The 22299-nt window shown below is 72.7% G+C and carries 18 protein-coding genes; 9 read left to right on the top strand and 9 right to left on the bottom strand.

The window, feature by feature from the left end; genetic code table 11:
- A partial coding sequence (locus EAO77_RS41440) for a septum formation initiator family protein (RefSeq protein ID WP_410088721.1) occupies positions 1-562 on the bottom strand: 562 nt, incomplete at its 3' end.
- 108 nt (positions 563-670) lie between these two features.
- The gene (rsmH, locus tag EAO77_RS23520) at positions 671-1645 is read right to left on the bottom strand and encodes a 16S rRNA (cytosine(1402)-N(4))-methyltransferase RsmH (protein WP_147990287.1); all 975 of its coding nucleotides are present in this window, start codon (positions 1643-1645) and stop codon (positions 671-673) included.
- Between the two features lie 330 nt (positions 1646-1975).
- Here rsmH and EAO77_RS23515 point away from each other — a divergent pair, with 330 nt between their 5' ends.
- The 4 genes from EAO77_RS23515 (at position 1976) to EAO77_RS23500 (ending at position 7650) form a co-directional block, all read left to right on the top strand.
- Positions 1976-2521 (top strand): beta-class carbonic anhydrase, encoded by a 546-nt coding sequence (locus EAO77_RS23515; protein ID WP_147990286.1) that lies wholly within the window; start codon positions 1976-1978, stop codon positions 2519-2521.
- A gap of 199 nt (positions 2522-2720) precedes the next feature.
- Positions 2721-3767 carry an AAA family ATPase gene (locus EAO77_RS23510; RefSeq protein ID WP_147990285.1) on the top strand — a complete coding sequence of 349 codons (1047 nt, stop codon included), beginning with the start codon at positions 2721-2723 and terminating at the stop codon, positions 3765-3767.
- Entirely contained in the window at positions 3767-5143 is a 1377-nt protein-coding gene (locus EAO77_RS23505) for a DUF58 domain-containing protein (RefSeq protein WP_147990284.1), read from the top strand. The genes EAO77_RS23510 and EAO77_RS23505 overlap by 1 nt, the downstream gene beginning before the upstream one ends.
- The gene (locus tag EAO77_RS23500; RefSeq protein WP_147990283.1) at positions 5140-7650 is read left to right on the top strand and encodes a transglutaminaseTgpA domain-containing protein; all 2511 of its coding nucleotides are present in this window, start codon (positions 5140-5142) and stop codon (positions 7648-7650) included. The genes EAO77_RS23505 and EAO77_RS23500 overlap by 4 nt, the downstream gene beginning before the upstream one ends.
- A gap of 300 nt (positions 7651-7950) precedes the next feature.
- On the opposite strand, the gene EAO77_RS23495 is transcribed toward EAO77_RS23500, so the two are convergent.
- The 7 genes from EAO77_RS23495 to EAO77_RS23465 form a co-directional block, all read right to left on the bottom strand.
- A complete protein-coding gene (locus EAO77_RS23495) occupies positions 7951-8346 on the bottom strand; it encodes a DUF3040 domain-containing protein (RefSeq protein ID WP_147990282.1) in 396 nt (131 codons plus the stop codon).
- Positions 8347-8592: 246 nt separating this feature from the next.
- On the bottom strand, positions 8593-9309 hold the full coding sequence (locus EAO77_RS23490) for a class I SAM-dependent methyltransferase (RefSeq protein WP_147990281.1): 717 nt from the start codon (positions 9307-9309) through the stop codon (positions 8593-8595).
- A 273-nt stretch (positions 9310-9582) separates the two neighbouring features.
- Positions 9583-10128 carry an SAV_6107 family HEPN domain-containing protein gene (locus EAO77_RS23485; protein ID WP_147990280.1) on the bottom strand — a complete coding sequence of 182 codons (546 nt, stop codon included), beginning with the start codon at positions 10126-10128 and terminating at the stop codon, positions 9583-9585.
- A gap of 201 nt (positions 10129-10329) precedes the next feature.
- Entirely contained in the window at positions 10330-11190 is an 861-nt protein-coding gene (locus EAO77_RS23480; RefSeq protein WP_147990279.1) for a hypothetical protein, read from the bottom strand.
- 110 nt (positions 11191-11300) lie between these two features.
- On the bottom strand, positions 11301-12362 hold the full coding sequence (locus tag EAO77_RS23475) for an ATP-binding protein (protein ID WP_147990278.1): 1062 nt from the start codon (positions 12360-12362) through the stop codon (positions 11301-11303).
- The gene (locus tag EAO77_RS23470; protein ID WP_315986111.1) at positions 12359-14377 is read right to left on the bottom strand and encodes a Mu transposase C-terminal domain-containing protein; all 2019 of its coding nucleotides are present in this window, start codon (positions 14375-14377) and stop codon (positions 12359-12361) included. Before EAO77_RS23470 ends, EAO77_RS23475 begins: the two co-directional genes overlap by 4 nt.
- A 47-nt stretch (positions 14378-14424) precedes the next feature.
- Positions 14425-15120, bottom strand: coding sequence for a TnsA-like heteromeric transposase endonuclease subunit (locus EAO77_RS23465; protein WP_315986110.1), 696 nt, complete (start codon positions 15118-15120; stop codon positions 14425-14427).
- 978 nt (positions 15121-16098) lie between these two features.
- Here EAO77_RS23465 and EAO77_RS23460 point away from each other — a divergent pair.
- The 5 genes from EAO77_RS23460 (at position 16099) to EAO77_RS23440 (ending at position 22100) form a co-directional block, all read left to right on the top strand.
- The gene (locus EAO77_RS23460; protein WP_261994115.1) at positions 16099-17223 is read left to right on the top strand and encodes an ATP-binding cassette domain-containing protein; all 1125 of its coding nucleotides are present in this window, start codon (positions 16099-16101) and stop codon (positions 17221-17223) included.
- Entirely contained in the window at positions 17195-19282 is a 2088-nt protein-coding gene (locus EAO77_RS23455) for a YhgE/Pip domain-containing protein (RefSeq protein ID WP_147990276.1), read from the top strand. The genes EAO77_RS23460 and EAO77_RS23455 overlap by 29 nt, the downstream gene beginning before the upstream one ends.
- Before the next feature lie 29 nt (positions 19283-19311).
- Positions 19312-19926 (top strand): TetR/AcrR family transcriptional regulator, encoded by a 615-nt coding sequence (locus tag EAO77_RS23450; protein WP_147990275.1) that lies wholly within the window; start codon positions 19312-19314, stop codon positions 19924-19926.
- A 362-nt stretch (positions 19927-20288) separates the two neighbouring features.
- Positions 20289-20594, top strand: coding sequence for a hypothetical protein (locus EAO77_RS38800; RefSeq protein ID WP_187283377.1), 306 nt, complete (start codon positions 20289-20291; stop codon positions 20592-20594).
- Between the two features lie 9 nt (positions 20595-20603).
- Positions 20604-22100, top strand: a complete 1497-nt coding sequence (locus EAO77_RS23440; RefSeq protein ID WP_187283376.1) for a phytoene desaturase family protein — start codon at positions 20604-20606, stop codon at positions 22098-22100.
- Positions 22101-22299 lie beyond the last annotated feature (199 nt).

The raw sequence follows: 22299 nt of genomic DNA, 5'->3' as shown, positions 1-22299 counted from the left end.
ACCACCGAGCTGACCGACCAGGAACAGGCCCTCCAGCGCGACGTCGACAGCCGCTCGGCCCCCGACGCCCTGGAACGCCGGGCCCGCGAACTCGGGATGGTCCCCGGCGGGAGTCCGGCCTTCCTCGGCCCCGACGGCACTGTCCGGGGCGTCCCGGGGCGGACACGGAGGGCGTGGCCGGGGCGGCGGGCTGCCCGGCCGGTTCCTCGTCGGGCGAGGGTCCGGCCGAGGGCGTGGGCGCGGGCTGGGCGGTGGCCCGCCCCGGGACGCCCCGGACAGTGCCGTCGGGGCCGAGGAAGGCCGGACTCCCGCCGGGGACCATCCCGAGTTCGCGGGCCCGGCGTTCCAGGGCGTCGGGGGCCGAGCGGCTGTCGACGTCGCGCTGGAGGGCCTGTTCCTGGTCGGTCAGCTCGGTGGTCTGCTTCTTGAGCTCGCTGAGCCGGAAGGAGCCCTGGCTGAGCGAGGAGTTGAGCAGCAGCAGGGTGATCAGGCCGCCGGACAGCAGCAGCACGACCAGCAGCACGAACGGGGTGCGTGCGGCGCTGCTGGGCCCGGACGGCATCAGCCGGGCCAGCCGCGCGGCCCGTCCTCTCAGCTCCCTGGCCGCTGTGCTCACCGTGTCCTCCGCATCGCTCCGTGCCGCCCGCGCCGCCCGTCCGCCCGTGTGCGCCTAGGCCACGTCCTCGCGGATGCGTTCCGCTGCCCTCAGACGCGCGGGTGCGGCCCGGCGGTTCTCGGCCACCTCTTCCTCGGTGGGCAGTTCGGCGCCGCGGGTGAGCAGCTTCAGCCGGGGCTGGTACTCCTCCGGGACCACCGGCAGACCGGGCGGGGCGGTGTTCGCGGCGCCCGCCGCGAACACCTGCTTGACCAGCCGGTCCTCCAGCGAGTGGTACGACAGGACGGCGATGCGCCCGCCGACGCCGAGGGCCGCCACCGCGGCCGGGACGGCGCGCTCCAGGACGGTCAGCTCGCCGTTGACCTCGATGCGCAGGGCCTGGAAGGTGCGCTTGGCCGGATTGCCGCCGGTCCGCTTGGCGGCCTGCGGCAGCGCGTCGCGGATCAGCTCGACGAGCCGGGCGCTGTGGGCGAAGGGCTCCCGATCGCGCTCGCGCACGATCGCGGAGACGATCCGCTTGGCCTGCTTCTCCTCGCCGTAGGCCCGCAGGATGCGCACCAGTTCGCCCGGCGGGTAGGTGTTGAGGACCTCGGCCGCGCTGACGCCCGTCGTCTGGTCCATCCGCATGTCCAGCGGTGCGTCCTGCGCGTAGGCGAACCCGCGGTCCGCCTCGTCGAGTTGCATGGAGGAGACGCCGAGGTCGAAGAGGACGCCGTCGACCTTCGGCACGCCGAGCCGGGCGAGCACGTCGGGGAGTTCGTCGTAGACGGCGTGCACCAGGGTGGCGCGGTCGCCGAAGGGGGCGAGGCGCTCGCCGGACAGCCGCAGGGCCTCCGTGTCCCGGTCCAGGGCGATGAGACTGGCCTCGGGGAAGCGGGTCAGCAGGGCCTCGCTGTGTCCGCCGAGACCCAGGGTGCAGTCCACGACGACCGGCCCCTCGCCGGCGGGGGCGCCGGGCCGCTGGAGGGCGGGGGCCAACAGGTCCAGGCACCGCTGGAGCATCACCGGGACGTGTCGGGTCTGGCTCATGCGCCCTCTCAGGTCCGGCGGGCGAAGCAGGGCCGGGCCGTGCGTTACGCCGCGCACGCGGGTATGCGGGAAATGCGGTGGAGCGGGAACTGCGGGAGGTGGAGCGGAATGCGCGATGCGGGGTTCCGTCAGGGGTGTCGCCGAATGCGCTGGTGACGTCCCGGAACTCCGCGTCACTTTAGTCCACAGGTGCGGTCGGTCAATCAACCGGGCAGCGCGTCGCGGGCTGCGCTCCAGGGCCTGTGGGTTACCTCACAAACACATCGCGTTGATGTTCTTTGTCCGCTCTCACTACAGGCCTGACCGCCTTGTGACGGTTACCTTCGTGCCATGTCGACTTCTGCGAACGCCCCCGCCGCCGCTTCCGTCCCCGGGGCCGGCACCGTGACCGACCGCCTCGTCGAGGCCAACGCCCGCTACGCCGCCGCCTTCACGGACCCGGGCATGGACGCCCGGCCCGTCCTCCAGGTGGCCGTGGTGGCCTGCATGGACGCCCGGCTCGACCTGCACGCCGCCCTCGGTCTGGAGCTGGGCGACTGCCACACCATCCGCAACGCGGGCGGTGTCGTCACCGACGACGTGATCCGCTCCCTCACCATCAGCCAGCGGGCGCTCGGCACCCGCAGCGTGATCCTGGTGCACCACACGGGCTGCGGCCTGGAGTCGATCACCGAGGACTTCCGGATCGAGCTGGAGGAGGAGGTCGGCCAGCGTCCGTCGTGGGCCGTCGAGGCGTTCCGCGACGTCGACCAGGACGTCCGCCAGTCGATGCAGCGGGTGCGCACCTCGCCGTTCCTGCTGCACACGGACGACATCCGCGGCTTCGTCTTCGACGTGAAGTCCGGCGCGCTGCGGGAGATCGACCCCGCTGCGTGAGCGGCCGAGCACCCGATAAATCAGATCAAAATCGTCATTTCGCCCCCAGTTATCCACAGGCAAGTGACACGACGCGGTGACGCCAACAAGAATGCGGAAGTGACGCCGGTCCGGAACGTTCCGGTGGCGGCGTCCGTATTTCTTGGTGGGCCGCGCCGTCCGTGGTGCGCAGGCCCAGGAAAGTGGCCGAGGAGGGCCGGTGACGACCTATGACGATCGAGCGAGCCTCACTGATCTGACATCGACGGCGGAGCGGGTGCGCCGGTCGGTGGAGAGTGTGATCGAGGGCAAGCCTGAGGTCGTACGGCTTTCTCTGACCGTGCTGCTCGCCGAGGGACATCTTCTGATCGAGGATGTCCCCGGCGTCGGCAAGACCATGCTGGCCAAGGCGCTGGCGCGGTCCATCGACTGTTCGGTGCGGCGCATCCAGTTCACGCCCGACCTGCTGCCGTCCGACATCACCGGTGTGTCGATCTTCGACCAGCAGCGGCGCGAGTTCGAGTTCAAGCCCGGTGCCGTCTTCGCGCAGATCGTGATCGGCGACGAGATCAACCGCGCCTCGCCGAAGACGCAGTCGGCGCTGCTGGAGTCGATGGAGGAGCGCCAGGTCACCATCGACGGGCACAGCTACGAGCTGCCCGACCCCTTCATGGTCGTGGCCACCCAGAACCCGGTGGAGATGGAGGGCACCTACCCGCTGCCCGAGGCCCAGCGCGACCGCTTCATGGCGCGCGTCTCCATCGGGTACCCGAGCGCGAGCGCCGAGCTCCAGATGCTCGACGTGCACGGCGCGGTCAACCCGCTCGACGACCTGCAGCCCGTCGCCCACGCGCACGACATCGTCAAGCTGATCGAGGCCGTGCGCGGCGTCCATGTCGCGGAGTCCGTCCGCAAGTACGCGGTGGACCTGGTCTCCGCCACGCGTACGCACCCGGACCTCAGACTCGGCGCCTCCCCGCGGGCCACCCTGCACCTGCTGCGCGCCGCCAAGGCGTCCGCGGCCCTCAGCGGCCGGGAGTACGCGCTGCCGGACGACGTCCAGGGGCTCGCCGCGCAGGTGCTGGCCCACCGGCTGCTCCCCACCGCCCAGGCCCAGCTGAACCGGCTCACCGCCGAGCAGGTCGTCCTGGACATCGTGCAGCGCACCCCGGTGCCCACGACCGGCAGCGCCGACGGCGCGTACGTCCCGGGCCGTCCGGGACAGCAGCCGCTCTACGGCCAGCAGCCCGGCGCCCGGCGGCTGTGATGTCCGCCGGACGGCCCAGCGCACCCGCGGGCCCGGAGGGCGACGACAAGGGCGGGGTGCGGGCGGCGCTGTCCGGGCTCACCACCCGCGGACGCTCCTTCCTCGCCGCCGGTGTGGCCGCCGCGGCCTGCGCCTACGTGCTCGGCCAGAGCGATCTGCTGCGGGTCGGGCTGCTGCTCGCCGTGCTGCCCCTGATCTGCGTCGTGGTGCTCTACCGCACCCGCTACCGGGTCGCGGCCAGCCGGCGGCTGTCCCCCGGGCGGGTGCCCGCGGGCGCCGAGGCACGGGTCCACCTGCGCATGGACAACATCTCCCGGATGCCCACGGGCCTGCTGATGCTCCAGGACCACGTGCCCTACGTCCTGGGCCCGAGGCCCCGGTTCGTGCTCGACCGGGTCGAGGCGGGCGGCCGGCGCGAGGTCTCCTACCGCGTCCGCTCGGACCTGCGCGGGCGGTATCCCCTGGGGCCGCTCCAGTTGCGCCTGAGCGACCCCTTCGGGATGTGCGAACTGACGCGTTCCTTCAGCGCCTTCGACCTGCTCACCGTCATCCCGCGGACCGAGCCGCTGCCGCCGGTGCGGCTGGCGGGCGAGGCCTCGGGCTACGGCGACGGGCTGCGGCGCTCCCTGGCGCTCGCCGGGGACGACGACATCATTCCGCGCGCCTACCGGTACGGCGACGACCTGCGCAGGGTGCACTGGCGCTCGACCGCGCGCCTCGGCGAACTCATGGTCCGCCGCGAGGAGCAGCCGCAGCGGGCCGGCTGCACGGTCCTGCTGGACACCCGGCGGACGGGCTACCAGGGCGGCGGTCCGGACTCCGCGTTCGAGTGGGCGGTGTCCGGCGCGGCGTCCGCGCTGGTGCACCTGCTGGAGCGGGGCTTCTCGGTGCGTCTGCTGACCGACACCGGGACGTCCGTGCCCGGCGAAGGGGCCGACGGATTCGCCGGCTCCCCCCAGGACTCGGCCGACTCGGCCGGTCTGATGCTGGACACCCTGGCGGTCGTCGAGCACTCCGACGGGGCGGGCCTGTCCAGGGCCCACGACGCCCTGCGCGGCGGCGGCGAAGGACTGCTGGTCGCCTTCTTCGGCGACCTGGACGAGGACCAGGCCGCGCTGGCGGCCCGGATGCGGCAGCGCACCGGCGCGGCCGTCGCCTTCCTGATGGACTGGGAGGCTCCGCGCACGGATCCCGGAGCGGTGTCCGGCGCGGTGTCCGGCGCGGTCGACGAACGGCTGCGGCAGCTGCGCGAGGCGGGCTGGACGGCGCTGCCCGTGCGGCCCGGCGCGGCGCTCGGCGATCTGTGGCAGCAGGCGGGCCAGGAGCGCAGCCGGATGTCCGACGGCTCCGGCGGGTACTCAGGGGGTTGGTCATGAGCGGTCGCGTGAGGCTCGCCCTGTGCGCCTACGCGGCGACACTGCTGGCGGCGGGGGCCCTGCTGCCCCTGGTCGGCGAGTCCGGCTGGATGATCCAGGCGGCGGTCCTGCTGGGGCTCCAGACCGGGGCCGGTGCGCTGGCCCGGCGGGTGCCGCTGGCCAGGCCGCTGACGATCGCGCTGCAGGCACTGGTGACGCTGCTGGCGCTGACGGTCCTGTTCGTCCGGGACTCCGCCGTGCTCTGGCTGCTGCCCGGCCCCGAGGCGTTCGCCCGTTTCGGGGAGCTCTTCGGCGCGGGGTACGACGACGTCAGCCGCTACGCCATCCCCGCCCCGGCGACGGACGGCATCCGGCTCATGATCATCGGCGGGGTGCTGGTGGTCGGCCTCGTGGTCGACGCCCTCGCGGTGACCTACCGCAGCGCCGCCCCCGCCGGGCTGCCGCTGCTCGCGCTCTACACGGTCGCCGCCGGCCTGTCCGACGGAGGGGCGAACTGGCTCTGGTTCGTGCTGGCCGCCGTCGGCTACCTGCTGCTCCTGCTCGCCGAGGGCCGCGACCGGCTCTCCCAGTGGGGCCGGGTCTTCGGCGGCGCGCCGCGCGGCCGCGGACGGCAGAACGCGGGTCTGGACGCGAGCGGCCCCGCGCACGCCCCGGTCCGCACGGGCCGCCGCATCGGCGTGGTCGCGCTCGGCGTGTCTCTGGTGGTGCCGGCCGTGCTGCCCGCCCTGGACGGCGGGCTGTTCGACGGCACGGGCACCGGCCCGGGCCGGGGGTCGGGCGGCGGCGGCACCATCTCGGCCGTCAACCCGCTGGTCTCGCTCCAGAGCAGCCTCAACCAGCCGACCAACCGCGAGGTGCTCCGCTACCGCACCAACGCGCCCGACACCAAGGGCATGTACCTGCGGATCGTCGCCCTGGACCGCTTCGACGGCACGTCCTGGCGTTCGTCGGAGCGCAAGGTGGAGAACGTGCCGGACCGGCTCCCCGAGCCGTCCGGGCTGAGCCCCGCCGTGGCCGTCACCGAGGTCCGCACGAACCTCTCCGCGGCCGGCTCGTACAAGCAGAGCTGGCTGCCGATGCCGTACCCGGCGACGAAGGTGACCATCGACGGCCGCTGGCGCTACGAGCCCGCGGGCCGGACGCTGGTGGGCGACCGCGGGCAGACCACGGGCGGCGTCCAGTACTCGGTGAGCAGTCTGGTGGTCCGCCCGACCCGGGAGCAGCTGGCCCAGGCCCTGGCCCCGCCGTCCGAGCTGAAGCGCGAGTACACCAGCGTGCCGGACGCACTCCCCGACTCCGTGGCCGCGACGGCACGCCGGATCACCGAGGGCTCGGCGAACGACTTCGAGCGGGCCACCAAGCTCCAGAAGTGGTTCGCCGAGGACGGCGGGTTCACCTACAACACGCAGGTCCGCTCGGGCTCGGGCGCCGCGGCCATCACCCGCTTCCTGGAGCAGAAGGAGGGCTTCTGCGTCCACTTCTCCTTCTCCATGGCGGCCATGGCGCGCACGCTCGGCATCCCGGCGCGCGTCGCGGTGGGCTTCACCCCGGGCAGCCCGCAGTCCGACGGCACCATGTCGGTCGGTCTGCGCGACGCCCACGCCTGGCCGGAGCTGTACTTCGACGGCATCGGCTGGACGCGCTTCGAGCCGACGCCGAGCCGCGGCAGCACGCCGGAGTACGCGCAGGAGGAGACCCCGGCGGGCGGCGCGACCGACCCGGCGCGCCCGGAGACCGATGCGAGCGCCCAGCCGTCCCAGGCCCCCGCGTCCCCCGACGCCTGCCCCGAGCCGGAACGGCGTCTGGGCGAGTGCGGGGCCGCGACGCCGCGCGACGTCGAGGATCAGGAGGAGCAGGGCTTCCCCTGGGCCACGGTGCTCTTCACGATCATCGGCGCGGTGGCGGTCCTGCTGCTGCTCCTGCTGCCGCTGTTGTGGCGGATCATGGCCCGCACCCGCCGGCTCAACGCGCTGCGGACGGCGGCACCGCCGGTGCCGCCCGGCGGCTCCTCCGGAGCCGTCCCGCCGCGGGAGGCGGCCGCCGGCGAGCCGGTCACCGGCGCGGTGACCCCGGCCCGGGACCCGGCGGGCACGCTCGCCGTCTGGCAGGAGATCACCGATACCGCGTGGGACCTGGGCATCGTTCCCGACGAGTCGCTGACCCCGCGGAAGACGGCGGCTCGTCTGGTCTCGGAGGGCGGGCTGACGGACGAGCCGGCGGCCGCGGTGCACCGGACGGCCCGTGCGGTGGAGGAGGTGCTCTACGCGCCCGACCCCAGGCCGGCCACGGGCCTGGCCGAGGACGCGCGGCTGATCCGCTCCGGGCTGCGCGAGCAGGTGGGCACCTGGATCCGGCTGCGGGCCCTGCTCCTGCCCCGTTCGTCCATTCGGGTGATATGGGCGTTCTCGGAGCGCTGGTCGGACCTCACCGACCGCTGGTCGCCCCGCCGCCTCCCGCTGGACCGGCTGCAGTCGCTCCTGCGCCGCCCGACGCGGCAGCGCGGCTGACCCGGGTGCCCCGCTCCCCCACGGGGGCGGGGCACGCCACGGGCCACCCCCGGCGCGCCCTGCTGGACAGCGGCACGTCTCCCGGGCGGCCCGGAGGGGTCCGATGCGGTCCGCGGACCGGCGCCGCGCGGACGCGCCTGCTGGACGGCTGTTCGACGGCCGGGCCGGTACGCAGCCACCTGCCGGCTGACTCACTGCACGCATGAGTGAGGGGCGACGCGCCCGCGTCGCCCCTCAGCCGTAAGTGCAAGCGTCAACCGACGCGTCGCCCTGTCCGCCGCACTCGGCGGCGGACCCGGGTCACTGGCCCTGCTGCTCGTCGCGGCGGCGCTGCCACCGCTGCTCGATCCTGTTCATCATGGACCTGCGCGGATGATGCTGCCGGCGTGCGGCCGGCGCACCGGGCGTCTGCTGCTCACCCGGTTTGGGGGCCTTGCGCCAGCCGGTGACCGCCAGCACCGCGCAGCCGAGCATCACGAGGAAGCCCACCACGCTGATCCAGATCTGCTGCGCGACCATTCCGGCCATGAGGAGCGCGATACCCACCAGGAAGCCTGCGACTGCCTGGTAGACCCGTCGCCGGGTGTACGTACGCAGCCCGCTTCCCTCGAGCGCTGTAGCGAACTTGGGATCTTCGGCGTACAGCGCTCGCTCCATCTGCTCGAGCATGCGCTGCTCGTGCTCCGAGAGCGGCACGGAGTCCTCCTCGTCGTCGGTCGCGGGGGCGACCGGTATGCGGCCCTTTCAGGATAGGCAGGGATTCGCCCCCGTGAAACCCGCCTCTCGCCCAACGCCAGTCCGGGCCGCCATGCCGATCGAAGTCCTGAGGCGTTGATTCCCCAACCTCCGATCCGTCATGCCGGACGGTGTCCCCCGATCATACGTGGCGAAGCCCACGATCGGGGGGTCTGTGGCGTACTCCATCTGCGGCTGCGCCCCTGATCAGGCGCGCTTCTCGCCCAGGACGTGCAGCTGGGTGGCGACGGAGTGGAAGGCCGCGAGTTCCGCGGCGGCGGCCTCCAGCTTCAGCAGCGCGTCGAGCGCGCCCGGCTCGGTGTCCACGAGGACGCCCGGGACGAGGTCGGCGAAGACCCGTACACCGTGCACGGCCGAGACCTCCGCACCCGCTCCGGCGACCAGTTCGGTGAGCTGGTCGGCGGTGAAACGTCTCGGCACGGGGTCGCCCGCACCCCAGCGTCCGTCCGGGTCGCCCAGGGCCTGACGGGCCTCGCCGAAGTGGCCGGCCAGGGCGCGGGCGAGCACGGCGCCGCCGAGCCCGGCGGCGAGCAGGCTGAGGGAGCCGCCGGGGCGCAGCGCCGCGACCGCGTTGCGCAGACCGTCGGCCGGGTCGTCGACGTACTCCAAAACGCCGTGGCACAGGACCGCGTCGTACCCGCCGCGGTCGACCACGTCGAACAGGCCGTTGATGTCCCCCTGCACGCCGCGGACCCGGTCGGCGACGCCCGCCTCGGCGGCGCGCCGCTCCAGCGCGAACAGGGCGTTGGGGCTGGGGTCGACGACGGTGACCCGGTGGCCGAGCCGGGCGACGGGCACCGCGAAGTTGCCTGTGCCGCCGCCGGTGTCGAGCACGTCCAGACGGTCCGTCCCGGCGGCCTTGACCCGGCGGTCGATGGCTTCCTGGAGGACCTCCCAGACCACGGAGGTGCGGAGGGACGCGCGGGAGGGTCGCGGTGGGGTCTCCCCACCGGAGGCAGGAGATGGGTCCGGCACGGCAGTTGGCTCCTCGGGCGGTGTGCGGCGGTGTGCTGGCGATCTGCCGCCCACCCTATTGCCTTCGCGCACCGTGCCTCCGTGCACCCGGCCGGTGCCCCTCCTCCCACCCTTGGCCGGAGCCGGCCACGGCCGCGGGCCGCACGGGGGCGGCGGCCCCGCGGCCCCGCCCCGTACGGCGCCGCGCGACCCCGGCGCCGGTCAGCCCACGGGGCCCTCCCCCTCCGGATCGGGCCGGTCGTGGCGCGGCCGGGGCAGCACGGGCTGGAGCACGAGCAGCCGCTCGACGATGCGCAGGAACATCGCCGCGTCCCGCACCAGATCGTCCGCGTCCCGGGTGGTCGCGGCGCCGCGGATGCCGGCCTCGGCCCGGGCACGCCGCTCGGCCCCCGAGGCGAAGAGCATGCTCCACTCGTCCAGTTCGGGTGCTATCTCCGGCAGGACCTCCCAGGCGCTGCGTATGCGCCGGCGCCGCCGGGTGGTCGCCTCGGGGCGGCCGCGCGCCGCCAGTACGGCCGCCGCGGTGCGCAGGGCGGCGAGATGGGCCGTGGCGTACCGCTCGTTGGGGACGGGGAGGGAAGCGGCCTCGTCCAGACCGGCACGGGCCTGGGCGAGCAGGTCGAGGGCGGCGGGCGGCGCGGACTCCCGGCGCAGGACCGGGTGGACGTCACGCGCCGGTCCGGTCGATGAGGGGGCAGGGCCGGTGACGCGGCGCCGCGCGGCGGCGGCTGCGGAGTGGCTGGCCATGACGAGCCTCCTGTCGTCGTGTGACGGCGCTGTGGCCGTATGTGTCCATGGTGGTACCCCCCACTGACAATCGCCCTGACCTGCACTTTTCCTCCCATACGCCGGGGGACGGCGCGTTTCGTCCGTCGCGCCGCCCCCGGTGTTCTTTCCTCGCATGCGTGGCGAAGGGGCCCTCGTCTGAGCTGGAGTTCGCCAAGTTCACTAGGTGTATCTGGGTGTTGCCGTCTCCGTGATCATGACGCTTTTGGGGTCGCGCCAGCGGGCCCGGTTGTTCTGGACGATGCGGACGAACGCCCTGATGGGATCGTTCATCGAGTGCGGGATGGGTTGCAGGTCCAGACTGGCGCGGAGGTAGGCACTGAATCTCCGGAGCTGAAACCCGGTGCGCGTGAAGTAGGTCGGGTCCGTGTAGTTGGGTGCCAGGGCGGCTGCCAGGATCGCAACCTCTGGGTGGGTAACAATCCGAGCCGATAGGTCGTCGCTCCGGTGCCACGGCACCAAGCCGAGGACTACTCTCCGTGAGTTCCAGCGATCGGTGAGTTCCGGCTCCCTGCACACATTGCTGGTCCAAGCCGCGATGATCCAGCGAGCGTCACGAACACCGAGGGACATCCCGCGGTTGCCATGAAGCCTCCGGATCCGTCGGAGGGTGGCTTGTGCTCGCTCGATTTCAGGCGACCCCGAAACATCGCAAGGAGCGGACGACTGCCAGACGCGATGCTGGAGACACACAATGTCAGGAAGCGCCAGGTGGGCACGGACATCGGCGGTGATCCCGCGCCTGGTGGTACAGCCACGGCAGATCACACCGGATGGGGCCTTCGCGGCACTCATGTAGACCGAGGGAATGTTCGCGGGAAGGTAAGGCGGATAGGGATGGGACCAGGACAGCGCGGGAAGGGACCTCCGCAGTCGTTCCTCTGACAGGCTGGACATGATCGCCAGTCGTTCGACGGCCAGCCCGTTCAGCACGGCCTCCTTGGTCAACAGCGTGGCGCCGACCGTTCTGACACAGGGCAGACCGATATGGCGCCAGAGCGCGGTGTGACGCGTTCGGTTCACCTCGGCAAGCCGGGCAACAAAGGAAGTCAGGGACTCGCGTCCCCAGGGTCGGATTGAGATCGGAAGGCTCCGGGCTGGCGCCAAGGCCTCGGAGCCGAGTGGGATGTGGCTCATCCGGCGGCTCGGCGCTGTGCGGTGCGGGCTCGGCTCGAACGGGCGCTGAGCGGTGCGCTCGTCTCGGCTGCGGTGTCGAGGGGGATCTCCGCCAGCAGCTGCTTGGTGATCTTCTCGGTGCCGGAGGTCATGGCCCGCAGGGACGCGGCCCTGATCAGGTGCGCGAGGCTGCCGATCATGCCGGAGGTCCGCTGGTAGAGGAAGTCTGCGTGGGCTGCCAGCAGGCCGGGGGTGTGCCGATGGAGCCGTAGGGACTGTTCCATGGTGGCCAGCAGGGCGAGCCATTCCTGACGCTGGGCGGCGGTGGCGATGGTGAAGGCTTCGGCGTGGATGCTGACGAAACGTCCGGCAATCTGCTTGCCGCGGGTGCCGGCGAACAGTCCGGCGGACTCCACGTCGATGCCTCTGTAGACGAACGTGGCCGCGATCCGCTCGGAGAGGTATTTGAGCTGGTCGGATACCTCGGCGCCGGATCTGGTGGTGAGCGAGATGTTGTGGATCTCGTCGACCAGGACCAGTTCGCAGCGCAGTTCGGCCAGGACCTCGCAGACCGCGTTGGTGATCTCGGTCTGGTTCATGCGCTGCAAGAGGGGGATGCCGAGGAACCGAGCGAACTCGACCGCGAGCATCTTCGGGGTGGCGGCCGGGGGAACGGTCACGTAGGCGACGGGCAGCCGGGGCCCGCAGCCAGCGGGCAGCCGGCGGCGGACGTGCTGTTCGTGGGCTTTGCCGAGCTGGGTGATCGCGGTCGTCTTGCCTGTGCCGGGCTCGCCGGAGACGATCAGGCCACGGCGGGCGGAGACCTGGCGGCGGTTGAGGAGGGTCAGTTCCCGACCGGTGCGGATCACTTCCATCATGGTCGGGGTCTTCGCGACGAACAGCTGGGTGTGGTGCTCAGCCCGGGCCTCGTCGTAGAGCTCGCGCTCGATGTCGCTGAGGGCCAGCAGCGCAGAACGGTCCAATGGGGGCGTGCTGACCGGAGCGTATTGGACGAAGCGACTCCATCCCTCCTTCGTGGTCAGGGGGAACTCGCGGTCGGCCGTCTCGGTGGCGGTCACCGGTAGTCCTCCTCACTGAAGGGGTCGAAGACGCCGAACGGGATGACCTTAGCCAGCTCCGTCGGAGCGGTCTCGTCCTGGTCGTCGCCGCTGTCGTCCATGTCGAGTTCCGGGGCCGTCCGCAGCGGAATCGCCTCAGGCACGTTTCTCGTCCCCGCCCACGGCGGAATCTTGCGGGACTCCGCCTGCCGTTCTGCCCGTCGCAGCAACGCGTCCAAGGCCCTGGCGATGGCAGTCTGGTCGTCGCCGTCCTGGCCGCGTTCGACGACCTGGCGCCGTGCCTGACGCCAGAGTGCGTCGGAGAACGGGCGGGCGACGAGAGGTAGCAGGGTCCACTCAGCGGTGATCCAGCCGCCTTGCCGGTGGTTGCGTACGAAGATGTGGCTGAGGTCGTGGGGGTCGTAGTGGACCTCCCACTTGCCGCGCTGGACCGCGACACCGGAGGACTGCCTTCGGTGGGCAGCCAACTCGGGCGCGTTATACGTGCGGTTGGCGATACGAATGCCGTACTCGTTGATCACCCGCCAGGTCACCGGCAGCAGCTCGATGTAGTCGGATGGGCCGAGCGGTATCGGCAGGTAGCCGCTGGCGGCGACCTGGAGCGCGTAAGCGTCGTTGGGTGACAGGGACCGGCCGGGCAGGAAGGGGTGTACCAGTCCGTCGTGCGGGCGCATCTGCCACCCGGCGATGACCCATTCCTGGAGTAGGTCGTCGAGTTCGGCAAGGCTGAAGGCCGCTTTGCGGGCCGGGTCGACGCCGCGCCGGCTGACGTCCCGTCCGGTGTAGCTGGCGACGTACTGGCAGAACAGGGTGTTGATTGACGAAAACGTTCTCTCGACGACGCCCTTGTCGGTCGGGGTGCCAGGGTGGGCGAGCTGGACGGAGATGCCCAGGCGCTGACAGGCGGCGGTGAACGTCTGGGACAAATAGACAGTGCCGTGATCGGTGACGATGGTCTCCGGGACGATCACCGGTTTCGCGGCAGCGTGCTCGAACCGAGCGTCGATCTCCATCAGCCGGGCGTGTGGAAGCCTGGACGCCGACGCGGCAATTGCCTTGGGCCAGGTCGGCCGCATCGGCTCGGGCACCAGCATCTTCGCCAGCATCAGGGCGGCGTCCACTGCCTTCGTGCTCTCCGGCCGCAGGACTGCCGCGCAGATCGTCCGTGTAGCGATGTCGACCGCGATGGTCAGCTCCGGCCGGCGGATGGTTCCGTCGTCGAGGACGGCCAGCAGATCGAGCTTGGTGGTGTCGATCTGCACCTGTTCGCCCGGACGGCTGGCCAGGGTCGGGGTGAAGGGGCCTATCGGCCGGTTGGCGTTCTGCCGCCGGGTGGTGGCCGCGGCGAAGGTGTGTCGCCCCACGGACAACTGGTCGACCAGGCGGTAAAAGGATGTCCGGGCTGGCGTCGGGACCGCTTCGGGCCCGTGTTCGTCGTCCAGGATCTGCCGGACTCGCCGCATCAGGCGCGAGCGGGTGCCCGTGGATACGTCGGTCTCCTCGCCGATCGCGCGGACGAGCGCATCGATCACCCGCTGGTCGGCTCGTCCGGTCGGAGACGAAGGGCGCATTGCCCGGCGGTCCACCAGGCCGAGCAAGCCTTGCGCCCGGTAGCGGGCCCGCATCCGTTGCAGCGTGCGCCTCCCCACCGGCTGCCCAAGCATCGCCAGTTCATCGGCCTTGGTCCGCTCCCGCTCCGCCAGCGAGGTGCGGGCCGGATCGTAATCCGGGCGGGGATGACTGCCCGGGGCGGCATCGCAAGGCAATCCGCACTCGACTTCCGTCACATGTCGTTCCCAGAACCGGGCTTCGATGACTGCCGCAGGCGGCAACGACTCCAGAACCCCGACCGAGGCAAACTCCTCCGGGTCCGAGGCAGAGCCGATCAGCGCGAAACCGTCCGAGGCCAGCAGGTAGGGCAGCAGGACGACCTGGTCCCGCCCGTCGTCGCCGTGCAGACGCACGGCGGTGCCCTCGATGCCGACCACCGTGTGCTCGGTCTCCTCGAACCGCACGCGGTCACCGACCCGCAGCACCCCAGGCCGGGACGACAAACCAGCCATCACTCCGCCTCCGCCCTGCGGACCAGGGTGTACTCGCCCAGAAGTACGGACAGATTCGCCGCCAGGCGCCCTGACCACAGCAGATGGAACAGCACCGGCAGGACCGCGATCGGATCGCCCACCCGCTCCACCCCGTCACGCAAGGCTCTCTCGTGGCCGAAGGCGCCAAGCAGCCGGTCCGCGACGGCGCCTACTAGATGGCGAGGATGCCGATATCCCGCCAGCCAGCGAACGTTTGCCAGCAGGATGCCGTCGGGCGCCCCGGACAGACGGAACTCCCAACCGATCTCCCGGCAGGCCCGCTCAGTCGCGGCGAACGCCTCCGCGTCCCGTGGCTTGATCCGGTTCAGAGGCCGGCAGTCCACGACCAGCCCGGTGCCGTCCGCCTTTCGCGCGAACCAGTCCGGAGCGTGCGAGCGGCGGCGCCCGCCGGATGTCCAGAACAGCCACATCGGCTGCGACGCGAATGCTGTGACCTGCTGGTCGAAGTCCAACAGCATCGCGTGATCCCGTTCCAGCCAGGACTCGTACCCGACGTGCCGGCCGAGCGTGGCCGCCCACCACAACCCCGGATAGTTGCGCTGGCCCTTCCACGACGGGAACGACCTCACCGGGCGGCAGCCCTCGAACGGAACCGCCGCCACGTCGCACAGGTCTACGCGGTGTTCACCACCGTCCCCGTCGATGTATGCCACCTCGAACCCAGCGCCCGGAGAAGGGACGCCCCCGGTCACTGATCTCAGAACCGCACCCATGCCTCCACGGTGGCGAGCTACGAACCACCTTGCTCGCCACCTTCGCCAGATTCACCGGGACGAGCGGTTCATGGTTCGCCAGTTCTCACAGGAAGATCTGGCCGCCTCGGTTCAGGTCGCCGTTCGGGGAGCCTGCTCGTTCACTCGGCCCTCCCACGCCCCGACACAGTGGGCGAGGTCCTCTGAGAGGTAGACGTGAAACCGGCGTGGCGGGTCGATCACCGTGGCCATGTACACCCGTGAGTCTCCTGCATCGTGGAGCCCGTCCACGGCCTGAGCCAGGCTCTCCAGCAGACTCGGATCAGATTCTCCCGTCTCCACCAACATGTCCAGCCGGTCGCACCAGATCGCCCACAACGAGCGGGCCGAAGCCGTATTCGAAGGCACCTCCCACCGCGCGCCCGACAGCAGAGCAGCCAAGGCCGCGGGCCCGCTGATGGAGCCGTTCCGGGCCAGAGCGGACCTCAACACCTCGAACGTCAAATCGCCCCCTCTGCTTTGGCCTTGGTGCTCAGAACCCGTCGCCCCATCCGAAAGTGACGTTGTACGCGCGCTGGTGTGCGTGTCGGCCGTGGGCGCGCAGAGCCGTAGACCAACTCCGCCACGGCGGCACGCGCGCGAGCGATCGTACCGGCACGACCCATCGGAGCACCCAAGGCCGCAGGGAGCGGATGGACAGTTGTGACCTGGGGGTTCGAGCAGCGAAAGCCAGTGACGACCACGTCTCGATCCTCTGAGGCCGCACCCTTCGCCACCTTCGCCAACTCCAGCGGTACGCGAAGCGGACACTTCGCCAGGTTCGGTGCACATCCGCCAGGTTCACGAGGACCGGACACCCGGCTTTGCCCCGGAAGGTCGTCCAGGGGTAGTTTCTGCACTGACCAGTCAGTGCAAAACAGTGCAGTGCGGGAGCAGGGGGTGGTGGGCACCGTGGAGAACATCCGGGGAGCGGCCGTCACGGCCGAGGGGCTGGGGCTCAGAGGGCCCAGGGGGTGGGCCTTCCGCTCCATGGATCTGGATGTCCCCGCGGGCACGCTGGTGGCGCTGGAGGGCCCCTCGGGCTCCGGACGCACCTCTCTGCTGCTCGCCCTCACCGGCCGGATGCGCCCGTGCGAGGGCCGCGCCGAGGTCGCCGGTCTTGCGCTGCCGCGCAGGATGGCGGCGGTCCGCCGGATCAGCGCGCTCGGCCCGGTGCCGGGTGTCACCGACCTCGACCCGGCGCTGACCGTCGCCGAGCACCTGAGGGAACGCGCCCTGCTCGAGCGGCGTTTCGGCGGCCCGTTCCGCGCCCTGCTCCACCCGCGCGCGACCAGGGCCGAGGCCGGGGAACGGGTCGGCGAGGCGCTGTCGGCGGCCGGCCTCGACCTGGAGACCCTCCCGAAGCAGGGACGCACGGCCGTACGCGACCTGGAGCGCCTGGAGGAGCTCCGGCTGTGCGTCGCGCTGGCCCTCGTCGGCCGGCCGCGGCTGCTGGCCGTCGACGACACGGATCTCAAGCTGTCGGACGCCGAACGCGCGGAGGCATGGGAGCTGTTGCGCACCGTGGCCGACTCGGGGATCACCGTGCTGGCCGTGTGCAGCCAGGCGCCCCGGGGCGCCGGAGCGGTGGTGGTCCGCGCCGGGGAGCCCGGGGCGGCCACGACGAAGACCACCGGTGCCGGCGGGGACGAGGGGCCCGCCGGCACCGGGACCGCGCCCCCGGGCCCCGCCACCACGGACGCCGACGAGACCCCGGAAGCCGACGGCCCCGCCAGCGGCACCGCCGCCGCGGACGCCGGCGGCCCCGGTACCGGTACCGCGGACGGCGGCGACAGCGTCACCCGGGACGTGAGCGACGCGGGCACCGCCGCCGCCCGGGACGTCAGCGACGCGGGCACCGATGCCGCCCAGGACGTGAGCGACGCGGGCACCGCCGCCGCCCGGGACGACGCCGGCGCCGGCCCGGCCGCCGCCCGTACCGGCACCACCACCCGCACCACCGACGAGCAGGACACGACCGAGGAGGGGGCGGCCGATGCGCTCGCCGAAACTGGCCGCGCTTGAGCTGAAGCGTTTCGGCAGGGGGAAGCTGCCGCGTGCGGCGCTCGTGGCGGTGCTGCTGCTGCCACTGCTCTACGGAGCGCTGTACCTGTGGTCCTTCTGGGACCCGTACGGCCGTCTCGACCGGATCCCGGTCGCCCTCGTCAACGACGACCGGGGGGCGACCGCCGCGGGCCGGACGGTCCGCGCGGGCGACGAGATCACCGAGGGCCTGCGCGACAGCGAGGTCTTCGAGTGGCACGAGGTCGGCGCCGCCGAGGCGCGCGAGGGCGTCGAGGACGGCACGTACTACCTCTCGCTGACGATGCCCGAGGACTTCAGCCGCCGGATCGCCTCCAGTTCGGGTGACAGCCCGGAGACGGGCGCGCTCCAGGTGCGGACCAACGACGCGAACAACTACATCGTCGGCCAGATATCGCGGACGGTGTTCGCCGAGGTGCGCACGGCGGCGTCGACCAACGCCTCGCGCGGTTTCCTCGACCGCATCTTCATCTCCTTCTCCGACATCCACGACGCCACCGCGAAGGCCGCCGAGGGCGCCGACCAGCTGAAGGACGGCGTCGGCAAGGCGAAGAAGGGCTCGCAGGACCTGGCGGACGGGCTGAAGGACGCCAAGGCCGGCAGCGGGAAGCTGGCCGCCGGCCTCAAGCGTCTGGACAAGGGCGCCGCCCAGCTGGAGACCGGCTCCCGCCAGGTCGCGACCGGCACCCAGCAGCTCGCGGACAAGGTCAACGGCGTGGCCGACCAGGTCCGCCCGTATGTGAAGGACAACGGGAAGGCGATCGGCGACACGGCGCGGCTGGTCGCCGACTCCTCGCGGGCCGTGCGCCACAACCTCGACGTCCTGGTGCGGACCGCGCCGGGCAGTGCCAAGCTCGCCCACGAGTCGGCGGACGAGCTGAGCGCGATGTACCGGACCCGGTGCGAGGAGAACGTGCTGCCCGACCCGTCGTTCTGCCCCGCTCTGGAGCGGGCCGAGGTCACGGCCGCCGATGTCGCCGCCGTCGCCGACGACGTCAACGCCCTGGTCTCGAACAGCAAGGGCGATCTGAAGACCCTCGACGGGCACCTGCGGAAGCTGGAGAAGCAGGCCGGCGATCTCGCGAAGCGGGCGCCCCGGCTGGACGAGGACCTGGAGTACGCGGTCGGCAAGATCAACGAGCTGAACGACGGCGCCCGGAAGGTGGCCGGCGGCGCCGACACCCTGCACACCGGACTCACCACCGCCCGGACCGGCTCCGCGGATCTGGACGGCGGGGTGGGCCGGCTGAAGAAGGGCGCGGGCGACCTGAACGGCGGCCTCTTCCAGCTCTCCGGCGGCTCCGCGGAGCTGGCCGACGGACTGGGCGACGGCGTGGGGAGGATCCCCGACTACGACAAGGACGACCGCGACCGCCGCACCGAGGTGATGGCCGACCCCGTCCGGCTCGCGTCGCAGTCCCTGCACGAGGCCCCCAACTACGGCACCGGCTTCGCGCCGTACTTCATCCCGCTCTCCCTGTGGGTGGGCGCGATGGTCGCCTACATGATCATCCAGCCGCTCAACCGGCGGGCCCTCGCGGCGGGCGCGTCCGCCTGGCGGATCGCGCTGGCGGGCTGGCTGCCGGTCGCGGCGGTCGGGGTGCTCCAGGTCGCCGCGCTGATGGCGGTGCTCCACTGGGGAATCGGCCTGCGGGCCGCACGGGCGGCCGGCACCGTCGCCTTCCTGACCCTGGTCACGTGCTGCTTCACCGCGATCGTCCAGTGGCTCAACGCCCGCTTCGGGGCGGCCGGCCGGATCCTGGTGCTCGCCGTGCTGATGCTCCAGCTGACCTCCGCGGGCGGCACCTACCCCGTGCAGACCAGCCCCGCGTTCTTCCAGGCGATCCACCCGTTCCTGCCGATGAGTTACGTGGTGGAGGCGCTGCGCAGACTGATCACGGGCGGCGGGCTCGGTCCGGTGTGGCAGGCGGTGGCGGTCCTGACCGCCTTCACCGCGGCGGCGCTCGCGCTGACCGCCCTGTCGGCCCGCCGGCGGCAGGTGTGGACACTGGACCGGCTCCACCCGGAGCTGAGCCTGTGAGCCTCGCGCGACCTGTGAGAATCGACCTCATGGACAGCAGCAGCACCAGACGCCGGGCGACCCGGGCCAAGCTCTACGAGGCCGCGGTGACCCTCATCGCCGAGCAGGGGTTCTCCGCCACCACGGTGGACGAGATCGCCGAGCGCGCCGGGGTCGCCAAGGGCACGGTCTACTACAACTTCAAGAGCAAGACCGAGCTCTTCGAGGAGTTGCTCCGCCATGGCGTCGGCCTGCTGACGGCGTCCCTGCGGGAGGCCGCCGACGAGGCGTCGGAGCGCGGCGGGACCAGCGTCGAGGCGCTGGACGGGATGATCCGCGCGGGCCTGGTGTTCATCGACCGCTATCCGGCGTTCACCCAGCTCTACGTCGCGGAGTTGTGGCGCACCAACCGGGCCTGGCAGTCGACGCTGCTGGTGGTCCGGCAGGAGGCCGTCGCCGTCGTGGAGTCGGTGCTGCGCGAGGGCGTCGGGTCGGGTGAGCTGAGCGAGGAGATCGACATCCCGCTCACCGCCGCCGCCCTGGTCGGCATGGTGCTGGTGGCCGCCCTGGACTGGCAGGCGTTCCAGCGGGAGCGGTCGCTGGACGATGTGCACGGTGCGCTCTCGCTGCTGCTGCACGGGCGGGTGAGCGGACGCCGCGACTGACGGCCGGCTCCCGCCCGGCGACGCCGCAGGGGCCCGGACCGGTCACCGACCGGTCCGGGCCCCTGCGGCGTACACCCCCGTTGTTCCCCGTTGTCCCCCTGGTCCGAAGAGCCCGGTCCCCCCGTTGTTCCCCCGTGGTCGTGGGCTCTCCGGCCGTTCTCCCCGTCACGGCCGGGGTGCGTCCCGCTCCGGCGCCCCGTGCCGCCGGTGCGGAGCCGCCCCCCTGCCGTGCCCCCTACTCTTCCGTCCGCGCAGGTCGCGGGCCATCCGCACCCCTACTCACCTGGGCGGCTGAGTACGGATACTCAGGCACTCGTCCCGGTCCCCACCCGCGCGCGGGGGCACTGGTGACGATCGCGTCCGTGTCCGTACTCCCCCTCCTCCTCGCCGGCGGCCGGGCCGGCGCGCTCAACGCCTGCGCGGTCGTCCTGCTCCTCGGTGTCCTCGGCGCGACCGGCGTCGGCGACGAGGTGCCGGAGCCGTCGCAGCGCACCGACGCACGGATCGCCGCCCGGGGGTGCCGGGCGGTTCCACCGCGCTCAGATCCTCCCGGCGTCCCGGATCCGGCGGTTCCCGCGACGCCGGGCACAGCGCCGGAAGGGGAGACCCCTGCCGGGCAGGGCGGTCCGGCGCGGGCCAGGGCGATGAGCGCCCGCCCCGGTCGATAGGGTCGGGGCATGGCACGGATTGCGGTGATCGGCGCGGGGATGGGCGCGATGGCGACGGCCGCCCGGCTGGCCACGGCGGGCCACCGGGTGACGGTGTACGAGCGCTCGGCGGCCCACGGCGGCTCGGTGGGCGGTTTCACCCGTGCGGGCTTCGGCTTCGACACGGGCCCCGGTCTGCTGCATCTCCCGGCCGTCTGGCGCGACTTCTTCGTCAAGACGGGCAAGGAGCCGCTGGAGCGCACCGTCACACTGACCCAGGTGGACCCGTCGAGCCGGCACGTCTTCGCCGACGGCACCTCCGTCGCCCTGCCGAACGCCTCCCGCGCGGGCGTCGTCTCCGCCCTGGACACCGCGCTGGGTGCGGGATCGGGCGAGCGCTGGGGCGAGTTCCTCGGCCGGGCCCGCGAGGCGTGGGAGCGTTCGCGGCGTCCGCTGCTGGAGGAGCCCCGGCCGGCCGGCGGCACGCTCGGCCACGACGACCCGTATCCGGCCCTGCGCCGGGGCCTGTTGCGGCGCGGTGCGCGCACGCTCGGCGAGATCGGCGACCGCGAGCTGCGCGACCCGCGTCTGGCGGCGCTCCTCGCCTCCCATGCCACGGCGTACGGACTCGATCCGCGCACCGCGCCCGCCTCCGCCGCGGTGCTGCCCTACATGGAGCAGACGTTCGGCTCCTGGTACGTGGCGGGCGGCATCCGCGCACTCGCCGACGCGGTGTACGAGAGGTGCCTGGCGCGCGGGGTGCGCTTCGTCTTCGACTGCGCGGTGACGGGCGTCATGACGCGCGACGGCCGCGCGGTGGGCGTCGAGACCGGCGTCGAGGGCCCGGTGGAGGCGGACGCGGTGGTCTCCGGCGCCCCCGTCCCGTCGCTGTACGAGGAGCAGGTCGTCGCGTGGGAGCGGCAGGACGAGTGGCCGCACTGGCAGTCGCCGGTGCGGACGGGCCGGGTGACCGTGCTGCTCGCGCTGCGCGGCGGCCGCCCCGGGGACGCGGCGCACCGGACGGTGGTGCACGCGCCGGACGCCGCCGGGGAGTGGGACGCCGTCGCGGCCGGACGGGTCGCACCGCGGCCCACGGTGACGGTGCTGCGCCCGGACGATCCGCTGCTGCGGCCCGACGACGCCCATGAGCCGGTCACGCTGACCGCGACGGTCCCCGCCGTGCCCGCCGCCAGGGCGTCGTGGGCGGAGGCGGGCCCCGATGTGGCCGAGCTGATGGTGGCGACGGCGGAGGCGGCCGTCCCGGGGCTGCGCGACCGGATCCTGTGGCGCGAGGTGCGCACACCGGACGACATCCGCGCCGCGACGGGTTCGCCGGTGGTCCCGCCGCCCGCCCTGGCCGGCGCGGCGGGGGCCCTGCTGCCCGCCTCCAACACCTCGCCCCTGCCCGGGCTGTACTTCGCGGGCGGCTGGGCCCACCCGGGCGGCGGGCTGGCCCACGCGGGCATGTCCGGGGCGCTGGTGTCCGGTCTGATCGTCGAGGGATCCGGCTTCCGCGGGTCGCAGTGACCGGCGGAGGCGCGTGGCCGCCGGGCCGTCCCCTTCGGGTCCGCGTGTGCGTCGCGGCCGCCCGGTCGCGCCCCGCGTTCCGTCGGCGGGCGTCTCCGCCCCCGGTCGCGTCCGCGCCCCGCGGCCGGCCCGGAGGGTACGGCCGCCGGCGGCCGGCCGGTGAAGGCAGCACGCCCCCCGTCATGCCCCGCGCCCGGGA

Source organism: Streptomyces sp. T39 (assembly GCF_008042045.1).
In the GTDB taxonomy this organism is placed as follows: domain Bacteria; phylum Actinomycetota; class Actinomycetes; order Streptomycetales; family Streptomycetaceae; genus Streptomyces.
The sequence above is the reverse complement of the archived record's forward strand: the minus strand, read 5'-3'. Positions and strand labels throughout refer to the sequence as shown.